At 60.3% G+C, this 17,464-nt stretch carries 17 protein-coding genes; 13 read left to right on the top strand and 4 right to left on the bottom strand.

Annotated elements, in window-relative coordinates; translation table 11 throughout:
• Positions 1 to 54 precede the first annotated feature (54 nt).
• The 6 genes from FYJ31_RS11780 to era all read left to right on the top strand — a co-directional run bounded on the left by FYJ31_RS11780 (position 55) and on the right by era (position 5,545).
• Positions 55 to 852 (top strand): 16S rRNA (uracil(1498)-N(3))-methyltransferase, encoded by a 798-nt coding sequence (locus FYJ31_RS11780; protein ID WP_065472101.1) that lies wholly within the window; start codon positions 55 to 57, stop codon positions 850 to 852.
• A 48-nt stretch (positions 853 to 900) separates the two neighbouring features.
• Positions 901 to 1,239, top strand: a complete 339-nt coding sequence (locus FYJ31_RS11785; RefSeq protein WP_032743702.1) for a histidine triad nucleotide-binding protein — start codon at positions 901 to 903, stop codon at positions 1,237 to 1,239.
• A gap of 17 nt (positions 1,240 to 1,256) precedes the next feature.
• Complete coding sequence (locus tag FYJ31_RS11790) at positions 1,257 to 2,432, top strand: PhoH family protein (RefSeq protein ID WP_326831214.1); 1,176 nt, start codon at positions 1,257 to 1,259, stop codon at positions 2,430 to 2,432.
• Positions 2,422 to 2,970 carry an rRNA maturation RNase YbeY gene (gene ybeY / locus FYJ31_RS11795; RefSeq protein ID WP_007052156.1) on the top strand — a complete coding sequence of 183 codons (549 nt, stop codon included), beginning with the start codon at positions 2,422 to 2,424 and terminating at the stop codon, positions 2,968 to 2,970. Before FYJ31_RS11790 ends, ybeY begins: the two co-directional genes overlap by 11 nt.
• 75 nt (positions 2,971 to 3,045) lie before the next feature.
• Positions 3,046 to 4,479: a hemolysin family protein gene (locus FYJ31_RS11800; protein ID WP_154536753.1), complete on the top strand. Its 1,434-nt coding sequence runs from the start codon at positions 3,046 to 3,048 to the stop codon at positions 4,477 to 4,479.
• 1 nt (position 4,480) lies between these two features.
• Complete coding sequence (gene era / locus FYJ31_RS11805; RefSeq protein WP_154536754.1) at positions 4,481 to 5,545, top strand: GTPase Era; 1,065 nt, start codon at positions 4,481 to 4,483, stop codon at positions 5,543 to 5,545.
• A gap of 116 nt (positions 5,546 to 5,661) precedes the next feature.
• Here era and FYJ31_RS11810 read toward each other — a convergent pair whose 3' ends face one another.
• Positions 5,662 to 7,695, bottom strand: coding sequence for an AMP-dependent synthetase/ligase (locus FYJ31_RS11810; RefSeq protein ID WP_065472095.1), 2,034 nt, complete (start codon positions 7,693 to 7,695; stop codon positions 5,662 to 5,664).
• Between the two features lie 437 nt (positions 7,696 to 8,132).
• On the opposite strand from FYJ31_RS11810, the gene FYJ31_RS11815 reads away from it, so the two are divergent.
• The 3 genes from FYJ31_RS11815 to FYJ31_RS11825 are packed head-to-tail and all read left to right on the top strand — an operon-like array spanning position 8,133 to position 11,041.
• Entirely contained in the window at positions 8,133 to 9,296 is a 1,164-nt protein-coding gene (locus FYJ31_RS11815; protein WP_154536755.1) for an NAD(P) transhydrogenase subunit alpha, read from the top strand.
• Positions 9,297 to 9,311: 15 nt separating this feature from the next.
• Complete coding sequence (locus FYJ31_RS11820; RefSeq protein WP_007053366.1) at positions 9,312 to 9,617, top strand: NAD(P) transhydrogenase subunit alpha; 306 nt, start codon at positions 9,312 to 9,314, stop codon at positions 9,615 to 9,617.
• Positions 9,617 to 11,041 carry an NAD(P)(+) transhydrogenase (Re/Si-specific) subunit beta gene (locus tag FYJ31_RS11825; RefSeq protein ID WP_154536756.1) on the top strand — a complete coding sequence of 475 codons (1,425 nt, stop codon included), beginning with the start codon at positions 9,617 to 9,619 and terminating at the stop codon, positions 11,039 to 11,041. The genes FYJ31_RS11820 and FYJ31_RS11825 overlap by 1 nt, the downstream gene beginning before the upstream one ends.
• A gap of 46 nt (positions 11,042 to 11,087) precedes the next feature.
• Here FYJ31_RS11825 and FYJ31_RS11830 read toward each other — a convergent pair whose 3' ends face one another.
• Positions 11,088 to 12,125, bottom strand: coding sequence for an alpha/beta hydrolase (locus FYJ31_RS11830; protein WP_012577893.1), 1,038 nt, complete (start codon positions 12,123 to 12,125; stop codon positions 11,088 to 11,090).
• Positions 12,126 to 12,553: 428 nt separating this feature from the next.
• On the opposite strand from FYJ31_RS11830, the gene FYJ31_RS11840 reads away from it, so the two are divergent.
• The 4 genes from FYJ31_RS11840 to FYJ31_RS11855 all read left to right on the top strand — a co-directional run bounded on the left by FYJ31_RS11840 (position 12,554) and on the right by FYJ31_RS11855 (position 15,723).
• On the top strand, positions 12,554 to 13,177 hold the full coding sequence (locus tag FYJ31_RS11840) for a 50S ribosomal protein L25/general stress protein Ctc (RefSeq protein ID WP_012577892.1): 624 nt from the start codon (positions 12,554 to 12,556) through the stop codon (positions 13,175 to 13,177).
• Positions 13,178 to 13,401: 224 nt separating this feature from the next.
• Positions 13,402 to 14,529: a branched-chain amino acid aminotransferase gene (locus FYJ31_RS11845; protein ID WP_012577891.1), complete on the top strand. Its 1,128-nt coding sequence runs from the start codon at positions 13,402 to 13,404 to the stop codon at positions 14,527 to 14,529.
• A gap of 428 nt (positions 14,530 to 14,957) precedes the next feature.
• On the top strand, positions 14,958 to 15,452 hold the full coding sequence (locus tag FYJ31_RS11850; protein WP_071478528.1) for a hypothetical protein: 495 nt from the start codon (positions 14,958 to 14,960) through the stop codon (positions 15,450 to 15,452).
• Between the two features lie 49 nt (positions 15,453 to 15,501).
• Positions 15,502 to 15,723, top strand: coding sequence for a hypothetical protein (locus FYJ31_RS11855; protein ID WP_154536757.1), 222 nt, complete (start codon positions 15,502 to 15,504; stop codon positions 15,721 to 15,723).
• Positions 15,724 to 16,222: 499 nt separating this feature from the next.
• Here FYJ31_RS11855 and FYJ31_RS11860 read toward each other — a convergent pair whose 3' ends face one another.
• Positions 16,223 to 16,534 (bottom strand): phage holin, encoded by a 312-nt coding sequence (locus tag FYJ31_RS11860; RefSeq protein WP_154536758.1) that lies wholly within the window; start codon positions 16,532 to 16,534, stop codon positions 16,223 to 16,225.
• A 76-nt stretch (positions 16,535 to 16,610) separates the two neighbouring features.
• The coding region (locus tag FYJ31_RS11865; RefSeq protein WP_154536759.1) for a GH25 family lysozyme at positions 16,611 to 17,464 on the bottom strand (854 nt) is incomplete at its 5' end.

Below are 17,464 nucleotides of genomic sequence, written 5' to 3' on the forward strand. Positions count from 1 at the left end.
TACAGGGATGCAATTCGCGCGTGTGCCCGGCGTGTCGCGTGTAGCCTTGGAGTCATGACTGATGCCCTTTTTCTTTTCGACCCGCAGGTCGACGACGTCCCGGTGAACAGCGACGAACTCCACGCCGGCTGGAAGCTAACCCTGCCCGCTCACATCAAGCGCCATGCCGTGCAGGCCATGCGACTCAAGGCAGGGGACAGCCTGCAACTTTCCGACGGCAACGGCTTGAGAATCCAGGCAGTGATGGCCGATCCTGAAGCCGGACTGGCTGAAGTCGTGGAAGTGGGGCGCGAACCCGAGCAGCTCACCCGTTTGGCGCTGATTCAGGCATTGGCGAAAACCGGCCATGATGAGCAGGCCATCGATATGGCTACGCAGATCGGCGTCGACCAAGTGGTGCCATGGCAGGCGGACCGATCCATTGCCAAGTGGAAGGTCGGCCGTACAGACAAGAAGTGGAATTCGGTACTGGATGCCGCCACCGAGCAGTCGCGGCGCGCCTTTAAGCCGCAATTGGAGGCGTGCGCGTCCAGCAAAGAGGTCGTGGCCATCTGCCGCAGGGCCTGCGTGCATGGCGATGTGGTGATTGTGCTGCATCAGGATGCTACCGATACGTGGTCCGGCGTGGAGGAGAAGGTTGCGCAGTTGGTGGAACGCACGCTCCAGGACGGCCGGCCGCGGACTGTCAGTGTGGTGGTTGGGCCTGAGGGCGGCATCAGTGAGCAGGAGGTAGCTGATTTCGTCAAGGCCGGAGCGGTGAGCTGCGTACTGGGGCGCAATATTCTGAGAGCCGCGACGGCCGGTCCTGTAGCGTTGTCGCTGTTGTCTCGGGTGTTGGGACGTTACGAGTAACGCCCACGCGCTAAGCTGGTGCGTAGCAACATCAAACCAAGGAGCATGATGAGCGAATCCGACGATTGCCTGTTCTGCAAGATCATCGCAGGGCAGATTCCCGGCAGCAAGGTCTACGAGGACGAGACGACCTACGCATTCAACGACATCAATCCCAAGGCCAAGGTCCACGTGCTTGTGGTGCCCAAGAAGCACTACGCCAACGTCGCCGAACTTGCCGCCGATGACCCGACCGAGCTGGCCCACATCGTCTCCATCGCGCAGAACATCGCCGACAAGGAATTTCACGGCGCCTACCGACTGGTGTTCAACACCGGTCTCGACGCCGGCCAGACCGTCTTCCACGTGCACGCGCACGTGATGACCGGCGAAAAGCTCGACGAGTAGTAGGGGATATCCGCTTCGTGGCAACGACTACACGTACCATCACCATCCCGCCCCAACTTGACCCCGTCGCCGTGCTTGGCCCGGTTGACGAGGTCATTCGCGAGGTGGAGCGCGCCTTTCCGGACCTGACGATTATCGTGCGCGGCAACCGCGTGGCGATTGTCTCCCGCTCCAAGCAGACCGAAGCTCAAGCCGCACAGGCCGAGGATTTGGTCAACTCCATCATCCAAGCCGCCTACACCGCGCCTATGGACGCCGACACCGTGCGTCGCATGCTCGACCAGAACGTGCTCAAGAACCACGTGCGCCTCGAACATCCTGGTCACGGCCCGGTGCGTGACAAACTGGCGCAATCGACCTCAAACGAACGCGCCCATGCACGTTCTGCCGGCTCCCACGACCCGACGTACCGCAAGCCCACGGTTCCCGGCGTCATCACCTTTGCTGCCGGCGTACCGGTCCGTGCGAAAACCGCCGGACAAGTGGCCTACGTGAACGCCATCGAATCGCACACCATCACCTTCGGCATTGGTCCCGCAGGCACTGGCAAGACGTATCTGGCCGTGGCCAAGGCTGTGCGTGCCTTCCAGGACAAGCAGATTCGCCGCATCATCCTCACGCGCCCGGCCGTGGAGGCCGGCGAAAGCCTCGGCTTTCTGCCCGGCACGCTGAACGACAAGGTTGACCCGTATCTGCGCCCGCTGTACGACGCGCTTGGTGACATGCTCGGCGCCGACCAGCTCAAGCGGTACATGGACGACGGCTCCATCGAAGTGGCGCCGCTCGCCTACATGCGCGGCCGTACGCTGAACGACGCGTTCGTGATCCTCGACGAGGCTCAGAACACCACCGAACAGCAGATGAAGATGTTCCTGACCCGTCTGGGCTTCAACACCACGATGGTCATCACCGGCGATATCTCGCAGGTGGACCTGACCGTGCCGCGCTCGGGACTGGCCACCATCGAACGCATCCTGGGCGGCATCAACGACATCGCATTCGTGCATCTCAAAACCGAGGACGTGGTACGTCACCAGCTGGTCGGCCAGATCGTGGCCGCCTACGACCGTCACTCCGCCATCGCCGGCGACCACCGCGACATCGAACGCAAGGGCCGCCGCAACCATACCGACTTCGATGCCCGCCAGCAAGCGGATTCAACCAACCAAAGTGAGACATACGATGAGCGTTGACGTCACCAATGAAACCCAGTGGGTCATCGACCCCAAGGTCTTCTCCGATTTGGGTATTTGGGTACTCGACCAGATGCGCGTGAGCACCCAGTCCGACCTGACCATCATGTTCGTGGATCCCGATCCCATCGCCGAACTGCACATGCGTTGGATGAACCTCGAAGGCCCGACCGACGTGATGAGCTTCCCGATGGACGAGCTGCGCCCTGGCGACGGCAAAACCGTGATGGAAGGAGTGCTCGGCGACATCGTCATCTGCCCGTGGGTCGCTGCCCAACAGGCTGCCGCAGCTGGACACAGCACCATGCAGGAGATGTTATTGCTCACCATCCACGGCATCCTGCACCTGCTCGGCTATGACCACGTGACCCCCGAGCAGGAGCGCCAGATGTTCGGCCTGCAGCGACAGCTGCTGCTCACCTTCTTCGCCCTGCGCCACGATGCCAACGTGCAGGCCACGCTGCCCGCCGGCACACCCGACGCGCTGGCCCTGTACGACGCCGCGCACGGTGCTGGCCGCGACCTCGATTCCAAATAAACTTCCAAATCAATCACACCAAATTCGGATTATTCGATACCGTTCAAGGACATTCAAGGACACCGAAAAAACATTATGGAGTATTCCAGTACCACGCTGATCGCCGTCACCGTCATTCTCGTACTTGTGGCGACCCTGTTCGTCTGGCTTTCGCTGACCATGGCCGCCGCTGAAGGTGCCGTGGCCCGCGTAACGCGAGCCAGCCTCAACAATCTCATCCTCGAGGTGCAGACCGACTCCGAAGCAAGCCAGTTCCTCAAGATGAAGAAGATCGACAAGATTCATCGCGTGCAACGGCTCATCGCCGACCGTTATGCCACCGCCGGCAGCTGTGCGTTCTTCCGCATCGCCTGCAATGTGCTCGACGGCGTACTGGTGTCTTCCATCGCATCCCTGTGGGGTGCGGAACTGTGGGTTGAACTGCTCGCCGGATTCCTGTTCGCGATTATCGTAGCCGTGGTCTCCGTACTGGTCCGCCCGCGCACCGCCGGCATGACCAAGCCGGTCGACATCATGATTTCCAACTCGCGCATCGTGTCGTTGGCCACCAAGCTCACGCCGTTCGCACGCATCGGTGGCGACAAGTCCGGTTCCAAGGGGTCGGGCCGCCGCTCCAAGGACTCCGATCTGTCCGACGACGAGGAGCTTGAGAAGATTCAGCTCGAGCAGGGCAAGGCCGCCATCGACCGGCTGGTGGAGTCCAACGACTTCGATCCGGAAGTCTCCGAAATGTTGCGCAACGTGCTCACCCTGTCTGATACGTTGACTCGCGAGATCATGGTGCCGCGCACCGATATGATCTGCATGGAGCGCGACTCCACACTGTCTTCCGCGCTGAAACTGTTCTCCCGCTCCGGTTTCTCCCGCGTGCCGGTGATCGGTGAGGATGTGGATGACCTGATCGGCGTGGCCTATTTGAAGGACGCCGTGCGTGCCACCGCCTTCAACCCGGCGGCCATGGAGCGCGCGGTCGAATCCATCGTCCGGCAGCCGCTGCTTGTTCCCGAATCCAAGCCGGTGGACGACCTGTTCCATGAGATGCAGCGTTCCCGCCAGCATGTGGCCGTGGTGGTCGATGAGTATGGCGGCATCGCCGGCATGGTGACTATCGAGGATGCCATCGAACAGATTGTCGGAGAGCTGGAAGACGAGCACGACCGCACCCAGCGTACTGAGCCGGAGAAAATCGGAGACAACAAGTGGAAGATGCCTGCCCGTACGCCGATTGCCGATCTGGAGGAGATCTTCGCGATCGACATTGATGAGGACGACGTCGATACCGTCTACGGCCTGCTGACCAAGATTCTGGGCCGCGTGCCAATTGTCGGTGCCTCGGCCGTGACGCGCGGTCTGCGACTGACCGCCGTGGACTCCGCCGGACGCCGCAAGAAGGTGTCCACCATCGTCGTACAACCGGCGCACGTCGAGGGCGGCGAGGAAGATAACAAGACCCATAAGGAAACTGACGGCGAGCCCGTCGAAGGCGATGATACCGCCAGCAAGGAGTGATATGACCGACCAGAACAACAGCACGAACGACGTCGATGACATTGACGTCACTGATGCTTCCGATGTTGCCGGCGTTGCCGAAGTCGACGCGACCGGTGAAACGGAGAACGTGACCAAGCAGGACGTGCCGTATCGCTCCGGATTCGTGGCCGTGGTGGGCCGCCCGAACGTCGGCAAATCCACGTTGATCAACGCGTTGATCGGCAAGCAGATCGCCATCGCATCCTCTCGACCGGAAACCACCCGTAAGGCGATTCGCGGCATCCTGACCGCCGACCACGCGCAGCTCGTGCTCGTGGACACGCCCGGTATTCACCGTCCGCGTACGTTGCTTGGCCAGCGTCTGAACGACGTGGTCGACGAATCCTTGGCCGATGTGGACGTGGTGGCCTTCCTGCTGCCCGCCGACCAGGAAATCGGCCCCGGCGACAAGCGTATTCTTTCCCGACTGCGTACCGACTTCGCCACCAAGCGTGAGGACGGTACGTTCAAATGGCGCATCCCGCTGATTGCCATCGTCACCAAGATCGACGAGCTTGGCCGTCAGCAACTCATCAACAAGCTCATCGCAATCAACGATTTCGCCGATTTCTCGGACATCGTGCCGGTGAGCGCCCTGAAGCACGACAATCTGGCCGAGGTGAAGAACGTGCTCATTGAACACACGCCCGAAGGCCCGCAGATGTACCCGGACGATCAGATCAGCGAGGAGCGTCCGGAAGACACCATCGCCGAACTCGTGCGCGGTGCGTTCCTGGAGACCTTGGACGACGAGCTGCCGCATTCGCTGGCCGTGGTGGTCGATTCCATCGACTATCCGGAAGACAACGAGACCGGTCAGGGCTATGACGGCAAGGCGCAGGTCAACGTGTCCATTTATGTGGAGCGTGACTCCCAAAAGCCGATCATCATCGGCAAGGGCGCCTCGAACCTCACCTACGTCAAGAAGAAGCTACGCACCCCGGTCAACCGCATCGTCGGCCAAAAAGCCAAGCTCGACCTCCACGTCAAGGTAGCCAAAGGCTGGCAGTCCGATCCCAAGCAGCTGGAACGTCTCGGCTTCTAGCCTCCGATTAGCCTCCGGTGGTCCCGCCCGTGGGTCGGGCCGATATATGCCCTATGGAATCGGCATTGCGGGAGCGTTTCGACGCGGCACGTTCCCGCAATGCCGATTGCGCATCGCTACTTCTTCTTGGTGTACATCTGGGTGTTGAGGAGGGTGGAGTAGCGCTTGATGACCTTGGGGCGAATCACCTTCATGGAGGCGGTCATCAGACCGTTCTCCTGGGTGAACTCCTCGGGCAGGATGATGAACTTGCGTACGGATTCGGCGCGGGAGACGCCCTCGTTGGCCCGATCGACCCACTGCTGCACTTCGGCGCGCACGGCGGCGTTCCTTGCCGCGTCCTCGAGGGACATGTTCTCGTCAAGCCCCTTGGCGGCGAGCCACGGGCGCAACGACTTCTCGTCCAACGTCACCAGGGCGGAGATGAACGGGCGTTTGTCACCCAGCACCAACGCCTGGGAGACGAACTCGCAACGCTGGATGACTTCCTCGATCGGGCCGGGGGAGACGTTCTTGCCGCCGGCGGTGATGATCAGATCCTTCTTGCGCCCGGTGATGTACAGGAACCCGTCGTTGTCGATACGGCCCAGATCGCCGGTGGCATACCAGCCATCTTCGGTGAACGACAGCTCAGTGGCCTCGTCGTTCTTGTGATAGCGCGGGAACACGGCACGACCCTTGACCTGAATTTCGCCGTCCTCGGCGATGCGCAGGGAGAATCCGGGGAATGCGATGCCCACGGAACCAGCGTGGAACGGCGTACCCAGCGGGTTGAACGCGCACGGCGCGGTGGTTTCGGTCAGACCATACCCCTCGTATACAGGCACACCCGCGCCACGGAAGAAAGCCAGCAGTTCCGGGTCAAGCGGGGCACCGCCGGCCACAATCCACTTGGCGCGACCGCCGAGCACTTCGCGCAGCGAAGAGTAGACAATCGGATCGAAGGCAGCGCGGCGAGTGCGGGTCAGTGCACCTGCCTTGCCATTGGCGGAGACTTCCTTCATATAGTTCTGCGCAGCCACCACGGCGGAGGCGAACACCACGCCCTTGGGGCCGTGGCCGGCCTTCTGGGACGCGGCGTTGTACACCTTCTCCAGCACGCGCGGCACCACGATCATGAGAGTGGGCTTGGCCACCTGCAGATCGCTAATCAGCGTCTTGATGCCGGTGGCGATGTAGATGCGGACGTTCGAGGAGACGACGATGTAGTTGATGGCGCGGGCGAAGGAATGGGCCTGCGGCAGGAACAGCAGGATGGTGTTCCTCTTGTCGTGCAGCAGATCGGGCATGTAGGCCGGCAGATTCAGCGCGGTTTGGCAGTAGTGCTCGTGGGTCATCTCCACGCCTTTCGGCGCGGCCGTGGAACCGGAGGTGTACACGATGGAGCACAGGTCGGTCTTCTTGACCGAATCGATGCGCTCGTCCAGCTCCTCGTCCGAGACCGTGGTGCCGTAGGCCTTGATTTCGTCCAAGCCACCGGTCTCGATGGTGATGATGTGCTCCAGGGACGGGCACTCTTCGACGGACCCATCCGCCTTCTTACGCATGTCCGTGTCCTGCACGATCAGCAGTCGGGCATCGGAGTTGTTGACGATATTGCGAATCTGCTCGGCGGAATCGGTGTCGTAGATGGTGGCGAGCACGCCGCCGCACGCCATGATCGCCGCGTCGGTCAGGTCCCAGTCGTAGGAAGTTCGGCACATGAATGCCACGGCATCGCCCTTCTTCAGGCCGTAATGAATCAGGCCCTTGGCCACGGCACGCACGTCAGCCAGGAACTCGTTGGCGGTGACGGTCACCCAATCGTTGCCGGACTTGTAGGTGTACAGCGGCTCATCGCCCATACGTTCGGCGCGGTCCGCATACAGGTCGTAGATGGACGTACCTTCGTCCAGCGGCGGATTGCCTTCGGTGGAGGTGGTGAGCAGGCCGGTGGCGGGGTCGATGTCGGTGACGGTCAGGTGGCCGTCGTCCCAATCGTCGCTGTGAGGCAAAGCGATATTGGTCTCGACCGGCACGTCGGCGTTGGACAGGTAATCGGGCTCGTCCGGGGTGTCGTCGTGGACCGGGTGGACGAAGTCGGATCCCAACCTGAGCGCCTTACGGGTGAGATTGATAGTGTGCTGCGTGAAGGAATTGATAACCGACAAGTCTTGCTCCTGTAAACCTTTCAGTGTCGTCCAGCCATGAGGCGAACGCTTCTCAAAGCTCAAATTGTAATCACCCAAACCGAACTCGTCACCTTACGCAACCGTAGGATTCTGGCGGGTTAGGGGAGTGCGTGGCAAAATATTGCACAGGTCCCGATATTGTTGAGTAACCGTGAGCTACGAAACGGTGATTGTCGATAATTATGGTGATTGTCGATAATTACTGAGCGGTTGGTTGCTAATCGATGCCGGGTGATTGTTGGACGACTTCCGAGCAATTCATCCGCAATGCACATGGACACATTCGTATTTCTCACTAATTTCGGGTTCGTTTCTGTTTCGATTGGCGGAATCTCAAGTCATGGTCTTTACCCTCCGACTACACTTTCTATGCGGATAACCATGTCCATTTTGAAGTAGAACAAGAAAGGGCTCTCATGGCGCAAAACCCAGAAGCCACCGTGGTGTTCGGCGTTTTGAACGAAACGTCCGAAACGGAATCCCGCGTCGCGCTGACGCCGGATATCGTCACCCGGCTGAAGAGGAGCGGTGTCTCTTCACTGATTGAAGCAGGTGCCGGCATTGCTGCCGACTACACCGATGAGGATTACGAAAAGGCCGGTGCGAAGGTGACCAGCCGTGACGAGGTGCTCGCCGAAGCCGACGCGCTCGGTTTTGTGGACCGACCGTCCGCCGAGACCGTGGCCAAACTCAGGGCCGGCCAGTGGGTCATTGGCATGCTCGGTTCCTTCACCGATGCCGATTACATGGCCGCGCTCGAGAAGGCCGGTCTGGTGGGCATCGCCATCGAAAAGCTGCCCCGTAAGCTTTCCAGCGCCCAGTCCATGGATGAGATGACCTCTCAGAACTCCGTGATGGGCTACAAGGCAGCCATCACCGCCGCCGATGCTTACGGTTCCTTCCTGCCGATGATGACCACCGCCGCCGGCACGATTCGCCCGGCTAAGGCGCTGGTGCTCGGTGCCGGCATCGCCGGCCTGCAGGCCATTGGTACGCTGAAGCGTCTAGGCGCGGTCGTCACCGCGTACGACGTGCGTCCCGCCTCCCAGGGTGAGGTCGAGTCCCTCGGCGCGAAGTTCCTTGATCTGGGACTTGACTTCTCCAAGGGCCAGGGCGAGGGCGGTTATGCCCGCGCGCTGAGCGCCGAAGAGCAGGCTCAGCAGCAGGCTGCCGTCGATGAGAAGGCCGCCGGCTTTGACATCATCATCACCACCGCCAAGGTCCCGGGCCGTAAGCCCCCGGTGCTGCTCACCGCAGCCGGCGTCAAGGGTCTCAAGCGTGGTGCCGTGATCGTGGACTGCGCAGCATCCGACCTCGGCGGCAACGTCGAGGGCTCCGCCGTCGGCGAGCAGGTCACCGAGGGCGGTGTCAAGCTGATTGGCGCTCCCTACCTGGCCTCCGGCGTCGCCACCACCGCATCCAACCTGCTTTCGCGCAATGTGGCCGACATCCTCGTGCACTTCGTGCGTGACGGCAAGCTCGGCCAGGATCTCACCGAAGAACTTGACGACGCGCTGGTGGTTGCCGGCCGCGCCGCCGCCCCGGCAGCTGCTGTCGATGCCGAGAAGTCCGAGAAGTAAGGAAGAAGGAATACCATGCCTACTCTCGTCGTTTCCATTACCCTGTTCGTCCTTGCGCTGCTCATCGGCATCGAGGTCATCGGCAAGGTGCCCGCCACCCTGCACACGCCGCTTATGTCCGGCGCGAACTCCATCCACGGCATCGTCATCGTCGGCGTTGTGATCGTGGCAGCCGAAGCCAATAGCCCGCTGGCCTACGTGTTCATCTTCCTGGCCGCTGTGCTGGGCACCATGAACGTCGTTGGTGGCTACGTGGTCACCGACCGCATGCTTGAGATGTTCAAGTCCAGCAAGAACGAGAAGAAGGGGGAGTCGAAGTAATGACCTCCGCAACCGTTGGCGCCATCGACATCGTCGCTTGGTTCGCCTACCTGTTCTCTGCCGTCCTGTTTGTGGTCGGTCTGCATTTCATGAATTCGCCGAAGACCGCCCGCAAGGGTAACCAGATCTCCGCGTTCGGCATGGTCGTGGCCGTGCTCATGGCGTTCATCGTGCTCTTCGCCAAGGGCTTCGTGAACATTGTCGCCGTGGTGGTGCTGGTCGTCGGCATCCTGATCGGTGCCGTGGCCGGTGTCGTCTCCGCCAAGAAGGTGAAGATGACCGATATGCCGCAGCTGGTCTCCGTGTTCAATACCGTGGGTGGTGGCGCCGCCGCACTCGTGGCCCTGAACGACATCCTGACCAAGGAAGGCACCCCGGACATCGTGGTGCTCATCACCGCTGGTCTCGGTATTCTCATCGGTTCTGTGACCTTCACCGGCTCGCTCATCGCTGCCGGCAAGCTACAGGGCATCAAGTGGGTCAAGAAGCTGAACCTGCCGGGCAAGGGCGTATGGAACATTCTGTTCGCCGTGCTGTCTGTCGCCTCGCTGGTCATGCTGTGCGTCCAGCCCGAACAGCGTCTGCTGTGGTCGATTCTGACCACCGTGTTCGCCCTGTGCTACGGCTTGGTCTTCGTGATTCCAATCGGCGGCGCCGATATGCCCGTCGTCATCTCTGTGCTCAACGCCTGCACCGGTACGGCTGTGGCTATGTCCGGTCTGGCGATTGACAACGTTGCCCTGATCGTGGCCGGCGCACTCGTCGGTTCCGCAGGTGTGACCCTGTCCATCCTCATGGCTCAGGCCATGAACCGTCCGCTGCTCTCCGTCTTGGCCGGTGGCTTCGGCGGTGGTGCTGACGCCGCCGCTGCTGGCGACGGTCTGGAAGGCACCATGAAGGAGACCACGCCGGACGATCTGGCCGTTCAGCTCGTCTACGCGCAGAAGGTCATCTTCGTGCCCGGCTTCGGTCTGGCTCAGGCTCAGGCCCAGCGCGAGCTCGCTGATCTCGGCGAACTGCTCAAGGGCCACGGCGTGGAAGTCTCCTACGCCATTCACCCGGTCGCAGGCCGTATGCCTGGTCACATGAACGTGCTGCTGGCCGAGGCCAACGTACCCTACGAGGAACTCGTGGATCTCGATGAGATCAACCCGCAGTTCCCGCAGGCCAGCGTGGCTCTGGTCGTCGGCGCCAACGACGTGACCAACCCGGCCGCTCGTCGCCCCGGCACCCCGGTCTCCGGCATGCCGATTCTCGACGTCGACAAGTCCCAGAACGTCGTGGTCATGAAGCGTGGCCGCGGCATGGGCTACGCCGGTATCCAGAACGAGCTCTACTTCGAGGACAACACCCAGATGCTGTTCGGTGACGCGAAAAAGAGTCTGCAGTCCGTCATCGCCGCCGTCAAGGAACTGCTCGCGTAACCATTCTTGGCTCCCCTCACAGAGGGGAGCCAAGCTTCTATATCTACTACAGCCCAAACACCCGCTTAACAAAGCTGTTAACGCGACGCCAATAGCGGTCCGGGTCGGTGCTGGCGCTCATCGTGTGGTCGGCGCCGGGGATCAGCAGCTTCTCGCGGTCGATGCTGGCGCAGGCGTTGTAATTGATGTCCAGATACTTCGGATTGACAAAAGTGTCCGCTCCGCCATGAATGAACATCATCGGAATAGTCGCGTGCCGTAATGCCTTCACACAGGAGGCGTCCTCAAACCGGTATCCAGCTTTGCGTCTAGACACATGACTGGCCACTTTGACCAGCAGCACGGCCAACGAGTGCGGCAAATGGAACATCGCCTCGGCATTATCCGTAAACTGTGAGACCACGGAACTGTATCCGCAATCGGAAATCGCGGCGACGACGTTGCGGGGGAGTCGCGCATCGCCGGCCGCCATCATCACCGTGGCGGCGCCCATCGAATTGCCATGCAACAGAATGCGTGCATCCGGATCAGCTGCGGTGATCAGCGAAACCCAGCCCAACAGATCGTCGCTTTCCAGCAATCCCATACCCACGTAACGCCCTTCGCTCAACTCATGGGCGCGCTGCGCGGGTAGCAGGACCGTAAAACCGAGTTGCGCATAGCGATGCGCCCATTTGGCCATTTCCGCGGGCTCTCCGGTATAGCCATGGCAGCAGATCGCGTATAGGTGCGGCTGTGGGTCGGAACAATCCGGGTCCAACAGCCAGCCGTGGAGTTTCAATCCATCATGGCTGCGCAGCGTGACCGATTGCTTGGCCTCCTCGAACCACCGGGTGGCCTCAAGCTGCTCGGACATGTCGAATTCGATGCCTTTCGGCGTCTCCTCGTGCGGCATGTTGAACATCGAACGTTTGGCCTTGGTGTCCAGCGCGAACGTGAACATGACGTTGGCGGCCGCGGCTGTGACGCCGGCTCCGGTGGCGGCTATCGCGGCAAGTGCCGCAGCCATACCCCTGACAACGCGAGTGTGTGCGGCGATGACGTCATGGTCGTCCTCATTGATGACGTCGTCCGAACGAGTCATATCAACCTCCCGATACGGTACTCACCATCGTACGTTATTTTTCGAAATCATCCCCAACTTCGTGAAAGACCGTACACTGAGTGTCGCTGAGCGTACGGTTTTCACGAAATGGCGGACGATTTCGTGAAAACCGTATGATGAGAACGGGTAAGCGTACGTTCTTCACAAAGCTAGGGATTATTTCGCGGAAACCGTGCGTTGACGTGGCTGGGACGGCCGGGATGCAGCGTCATCGAAACATCACCACGCAAAGTCCGGAGTTGGCGTATAATTGACAATTGTTGCTTTGGCGAGGGAAGTGTGCGTGCTGACACATGACACAGCTTCCGTTATCGACTCGGCGTATTTCACTCTTTGTAGGGTGTCTTTCGGCGCGTCGTGGCGTCTGAGCGAGACAGTACGAAACGAAACTACAAGGAGTATCCATTATGGCTACCACCATTAAGCTTGAGGGCGAGGCCCGTTCCGAGTTCGGCAAGGGCGTTGCTCGTCGTCTGCGCGTTGCCAACAAGATTCCAGCCACCATCTACGCCGGCGGCGAAGAGCCCGCCTTCGTGACCTTGCCGATGCGCGAGACCACCCTGGCCCTGCGTCACACCAACGCCCTGTTCACCATCGCCTTCGACGGCAACACCAAGATGGCCGTCGTCAAGGACGTGCAGAAGAACCCGGTCAAGCGCATCATCGAGCACATCGACTTCCTCGAGGTCAAGGCCGGCGAGAAGATCGACGTCGAGGTGCCGGTGTTCGTGGAAGGCACCCCGAAGGGTGCTGCCGTGGCGTTCGTCGACATTCAGGAGCTCAAGGTCCGCGCCGACGTCACCAACCTGCCCGAGAAGATTGTGGTCAGCGTCGAAGGCCTGACCGACGGCACCAAGGTGTTCGCCAAGGATGTCGTCCTGCCTGAGGGCGTCGAGCTGGACATCGAGGATCCGGAAGAGTCCGTCGTCACCGTCGAGGTGCCGGAGGATGCCACCGAGTCCACCACCGCTCCGGAAGCTGCTGCCGCCCCGGCTGACGCCGCCGCTGCTCCGGCTGCCGACGCCAAGTGAGTCGGTCGCTTCGATAGCGAACAATTCAGAACATAACTGAAACGTGGAAGCCCGCAGCCGTTGAGAACGGTGCGGGCTTCTTCGTTTTTTCACCATGTGAACTCTGCCACACGAGTAACACATGGGTGTGCAAAAGTATGCAACAGAGCTCGCGCCACAAGCGCACAGCACACACCCCATATGGTGGCTTTCGGGCTGCCAAAGTCAAGAAGAAGTAGCTAGTAATGACTGAAAATACGCACCACGATCCGGCAGCGCTCGACCAGCTCACCGAACCGTTCACCGTACTGCCGAACGACAACCCCGCATCCGATGAGAAGCGTCAGTCCCTCATCGACAAGCCGGCTTTCGGCCAGGTGTTCTCTGACAACATGACTCACATGACTTGGACCAAAGGCGAAGGATGGTCCGACCGCCGCGTCGAGCCGTACGCGCCGCTCAAGATGGACCCGGGTGCCTCTGTGCTGCACTATGCACAGGAGTGTTTCGAGGGTCTGAAGGCTTATCGTCACGCTGACGGCTCCACCTGGCTGTTCCGCCCGGATGCGAACGCCGAGCGTTTCCAGAATTCCGCCAAGCGTCTATACCTGCCCGAGCTGCCGGTTGACGACTTCCTCGGCTCCGTGGCCGCGCTGGTCAAGCGCGACGCCAACTGGGTGCCGTCACGCCGTGAGTACACGCTGTACATGCGTCCGTTCATGTTCGCCTCCGAGCCGTTCCTCGGCGTGCGCGCTCCGCAGGAAGTCGACTACTGCGTGATCGCCTCTCCGTCCGGCCCGTACTTCCCGGGCGGCGTCAAGCCGGTGAGCATCTGGGTTGAAGACAAGTGGTTCCGCACCGGCCCCGGCGGCACTGGTTTCGCCAAGTGCGGTGGCAACTACGCTGCCTCCCTGCTCGGCGAGTACAAAGGTATCGAGAACGGCTGCGAGCAGGTCTGCTTTGTGGACGCCGCCACCAAGACCTACCTTGAAGAGCTTGGCGGCATGAACATGATGGCCGTGCACAAGGATGGCCACGTGGAGACCCCGTCCCTGACCGGCAACATTTTGCCGGGCGTGACCCGTCGCTCCCTGATTCAGCTGCTTCAGGACAAGGGCCACGACGTGGTCGAGACCATGATCGCCCTCGACCAGCTGCTCGAGGACATTAAGTCCGGCGAGGTCACTGAGGTGTTCGCTTGCGGTACCGCCGCCATCATCACCCCGATCGGTCGCTTCAAGTCCGAGAAGTTCGATGTCACCGTCGCCGACGGTGGCTCCGGCGAGCTGACCGTCGCCCTGCGCAACGAGTTGCTCGGCATCCAGCTCGGCGAGGTGGAAGACCCGCACAACTGGATGTGGAAGGTATGCTGAATCACTCGCTGATTAGACATTGAGACCCCTTGCGAACGACAATGTTTGCAAGGGGTCTCATCGTATCTCGGGTAAGATTTCCGGCGTCTAGGAATGTCATTCTCCAACATTCTCCAACAAATCTTCGGGTTGGGCTGCGGAACGGTTTCGGCGTGGCGGAATCGACGGTGATTCGCTCGAAAAATCAAAAATCGGTTTTTGTATAAATATTCATGTAAGCCTTTTAGTATCTATCCATGTATGTTCACATGTCGGTGTGAGCAATAATCAGCGTTGACTGTGACTCACTATTCCCATTATGGTGTGACTATCTGTTATCATGTGAGTGTGAATAAAAAACCCTATGGAGGTGAAGACTCCACAGGGTTGAAAAACGAAACCCTAGCAAGAGTTCCACTCCCAAGTTTAGTCGAGGGCGTGGAGGAAAGATGACGGAACAGATGGGCTACCGCAATGTAGATCGCGTATATGCTCTCGCAAGCCAAGGCAAATTCTCCAAGACTGATGAAAACGGCAAGCAGACGCTAGACCTACTGGCTTTGTCGATGATGACCTACATGGCCTCGAAGGTAATCGACAAAGAGGATGTGAACGCCGTCGTATATCAAAACCGTGCCTACTGGTGTTATTGGGAGGGTTGGGACAAGATGATAGAGGGTATGGGCATGGTCATCGCCTCCAAGGAACATGATTTAGACACTGCCGCAGAAACAACAATGGCCCGCACACGGACAGCGCGAAACCGACTGAGCCGTGGTGCAAAGTTTTTACAAGAGCAGGGCTGTATAAAGCAGCTAAAGGCTCCGATTCCTCTAGCGGGGAAGAATGCCATCTGGCTTCTGTTGCTTGGTAATGAGAGGGAGAACCGCGAAGCTGAGCGAATCGCCCGATTGTATTTCAATCTTCCGCCCATGAAAGCGTAAATACGCGAAAACCGCCCCTCCGTCCAGCGTTACTGCTGGGGGAGGGGCGGTGGTATTTATTCGCTGCGACTACTTGCCGGCCATGCGTACCGGGTTGTATGCGACTCCGAATCCTGCGGCGATCAAACGCTCGATATTGACCTTATCGAAGACACAGCTCCAGTGCCATTATCCGTCATCAGAAAAGCCGTGGATTTTGATTGATGTAAGTTTTGGCACGCCAAAACTTACATCAATCAATGAAAAACGTCAAAAAACGCCCTATTTTTAGATGTCCATGTAAGTTTCAGATGACATCAACGTCATCTTCCCCTCATAAAGTGTCAGGAAAAGTTGAGGGTGAGTCGGTGCTTGGCACGTCCCATGATGGGGCTGAGGGAGACGGTCGAGGTGTGGGCTGAGGGGTGACGGGAGTGTCTGGCGCTGGGCGAGTGGTGTTGGTTGATGGTTGCTGTTGGATGGGTGCGGGTTGTGATTCGGATGTCCCGGCTGGCGCGGATGGTGCTTCTTCTGTTTGTTGAAGGACGCGCTGAGCTGAGAACGGGTTGGAAAATGGCCGCTTTGCCTTGCGGGAGTAGGGCTGAGCGGCTTTTTTCGTTTTAACCAGTTTTAACGGTTTTTAACCTGTTTTTACGGAAAATGTGGGCAAGATGTGGGCAGAAATCGAGCCCGCGAAGCCCTCTGCCACAACGCGAAATCGGCCCCGTCCGGCAGCAGGTTGACTCTATTCGAGTCGCCTGCGATGCCGGGCGGGGCCGAACTATGTGTGGTTATGCGGCGCGGTCGAGGTGCTGTTTGATGGCGCTGACGCCGATGAGCGCGCCGGCGAGGATGCCGAGCGCGTTGAGCGTGGTCACTATCGCGTCCACGTGGGGCCAGCCCCATGCGGGGCCGACCGTGTTGACGAACACGGCGAGTGCTGGCAGGACGATGAGGCCGAGCCATTTGAGGATGTCGTAGACGCGGCTGGGGATGAGCCAGTCGGGCACGTCATGGGTGACGTCGGCCGTCTCGGGCCAGTCGCTCACATCGACGCCGGGAAGCGTTTCGCCGGTGTCGGTCGTGTTTTTGCTGTCGGTCATGTTTGCTCCGATCAATAAGGGATGATGATGGGGTGATGCCGTCACCCGGTTATGCGGGTGGCGGCATCGGTCTGGATTAGCGGCAGGTCACCACATCGCCCACGTAGTAGACGTTGATGTTGCCGGATGGTACGGTGCAGCGGCTGACGCTGTAGCCGTGGGACGTGGCGAAATCCCACACGGTGTCGCCCCATTGGAGGGTCTTGGAGACCCCGGTGGACGGTGCGGGGGTGGCAGTAGAGCCGCCGCCGTAGGTGACGACATCGCCCACGTAGTAGCGGTTGATATCACCGGATGGCGTGTGCCACATGGACAACGGCCACGCGTTATACGCTACGGCGAGTCCCCAGATGGTCTCGCCCCACTGCATGACGTGGCTGATGCCTCCAGTGCTGGGAGTGGGCTGGGGGTCGCTCGGCTGCACGGGCGCGGCCGGTGCGGCCGGTGGCGCGGAGCCGCCGGTCGGGTTGGCGTACAGGTCCCACTGCCATGCGTCGCCACGGAACACGTTGAGGTCGATGGGACTCCACGTGTTGACGACACCGGTACCACTGTACTGTCGCATGGCCTCGCCGTACGCGCCTATCATCCACGGGTTGGCCTGATAGCCGGTCGGGCTCATGTTGGCGTACTGGGCGATCCACAAACCGTACCGGTCGCGGATGTCCTGCGGGATGGTGCCGGCGACCGGGCCGGTGTACAGCAATGGGCGCACACCGCCGCTCAACCGTTCGCACTCCGCCATGAATCGGCGTACCCAGTCCCAATTGCCCCATGCGGGGTTGTCGTCCATCTCCCAGTCAAGGGCGACGATGCCGTGACGCCAATAGTTCGACGTGTTGGCGTAGAAGAACCGGGCCTCGGTCTCCGGGTTGCCGCCCATGGCGTAATGGTAGAGGCCGAACCGTTTGCCGGACGCCTGCGCCTGGG

Source organism: Bifidobacterium sp. WCA-178-WT-4B, assembly GCF_009696495.1.
Taxonomy (GTDB): domain Bacteria; phylum Actinomycetota; class Actinomycetes; order Actinomycetales; family Bifidobacteriaceae; genus Bifidobacterium; species Bifidobacterium infantis.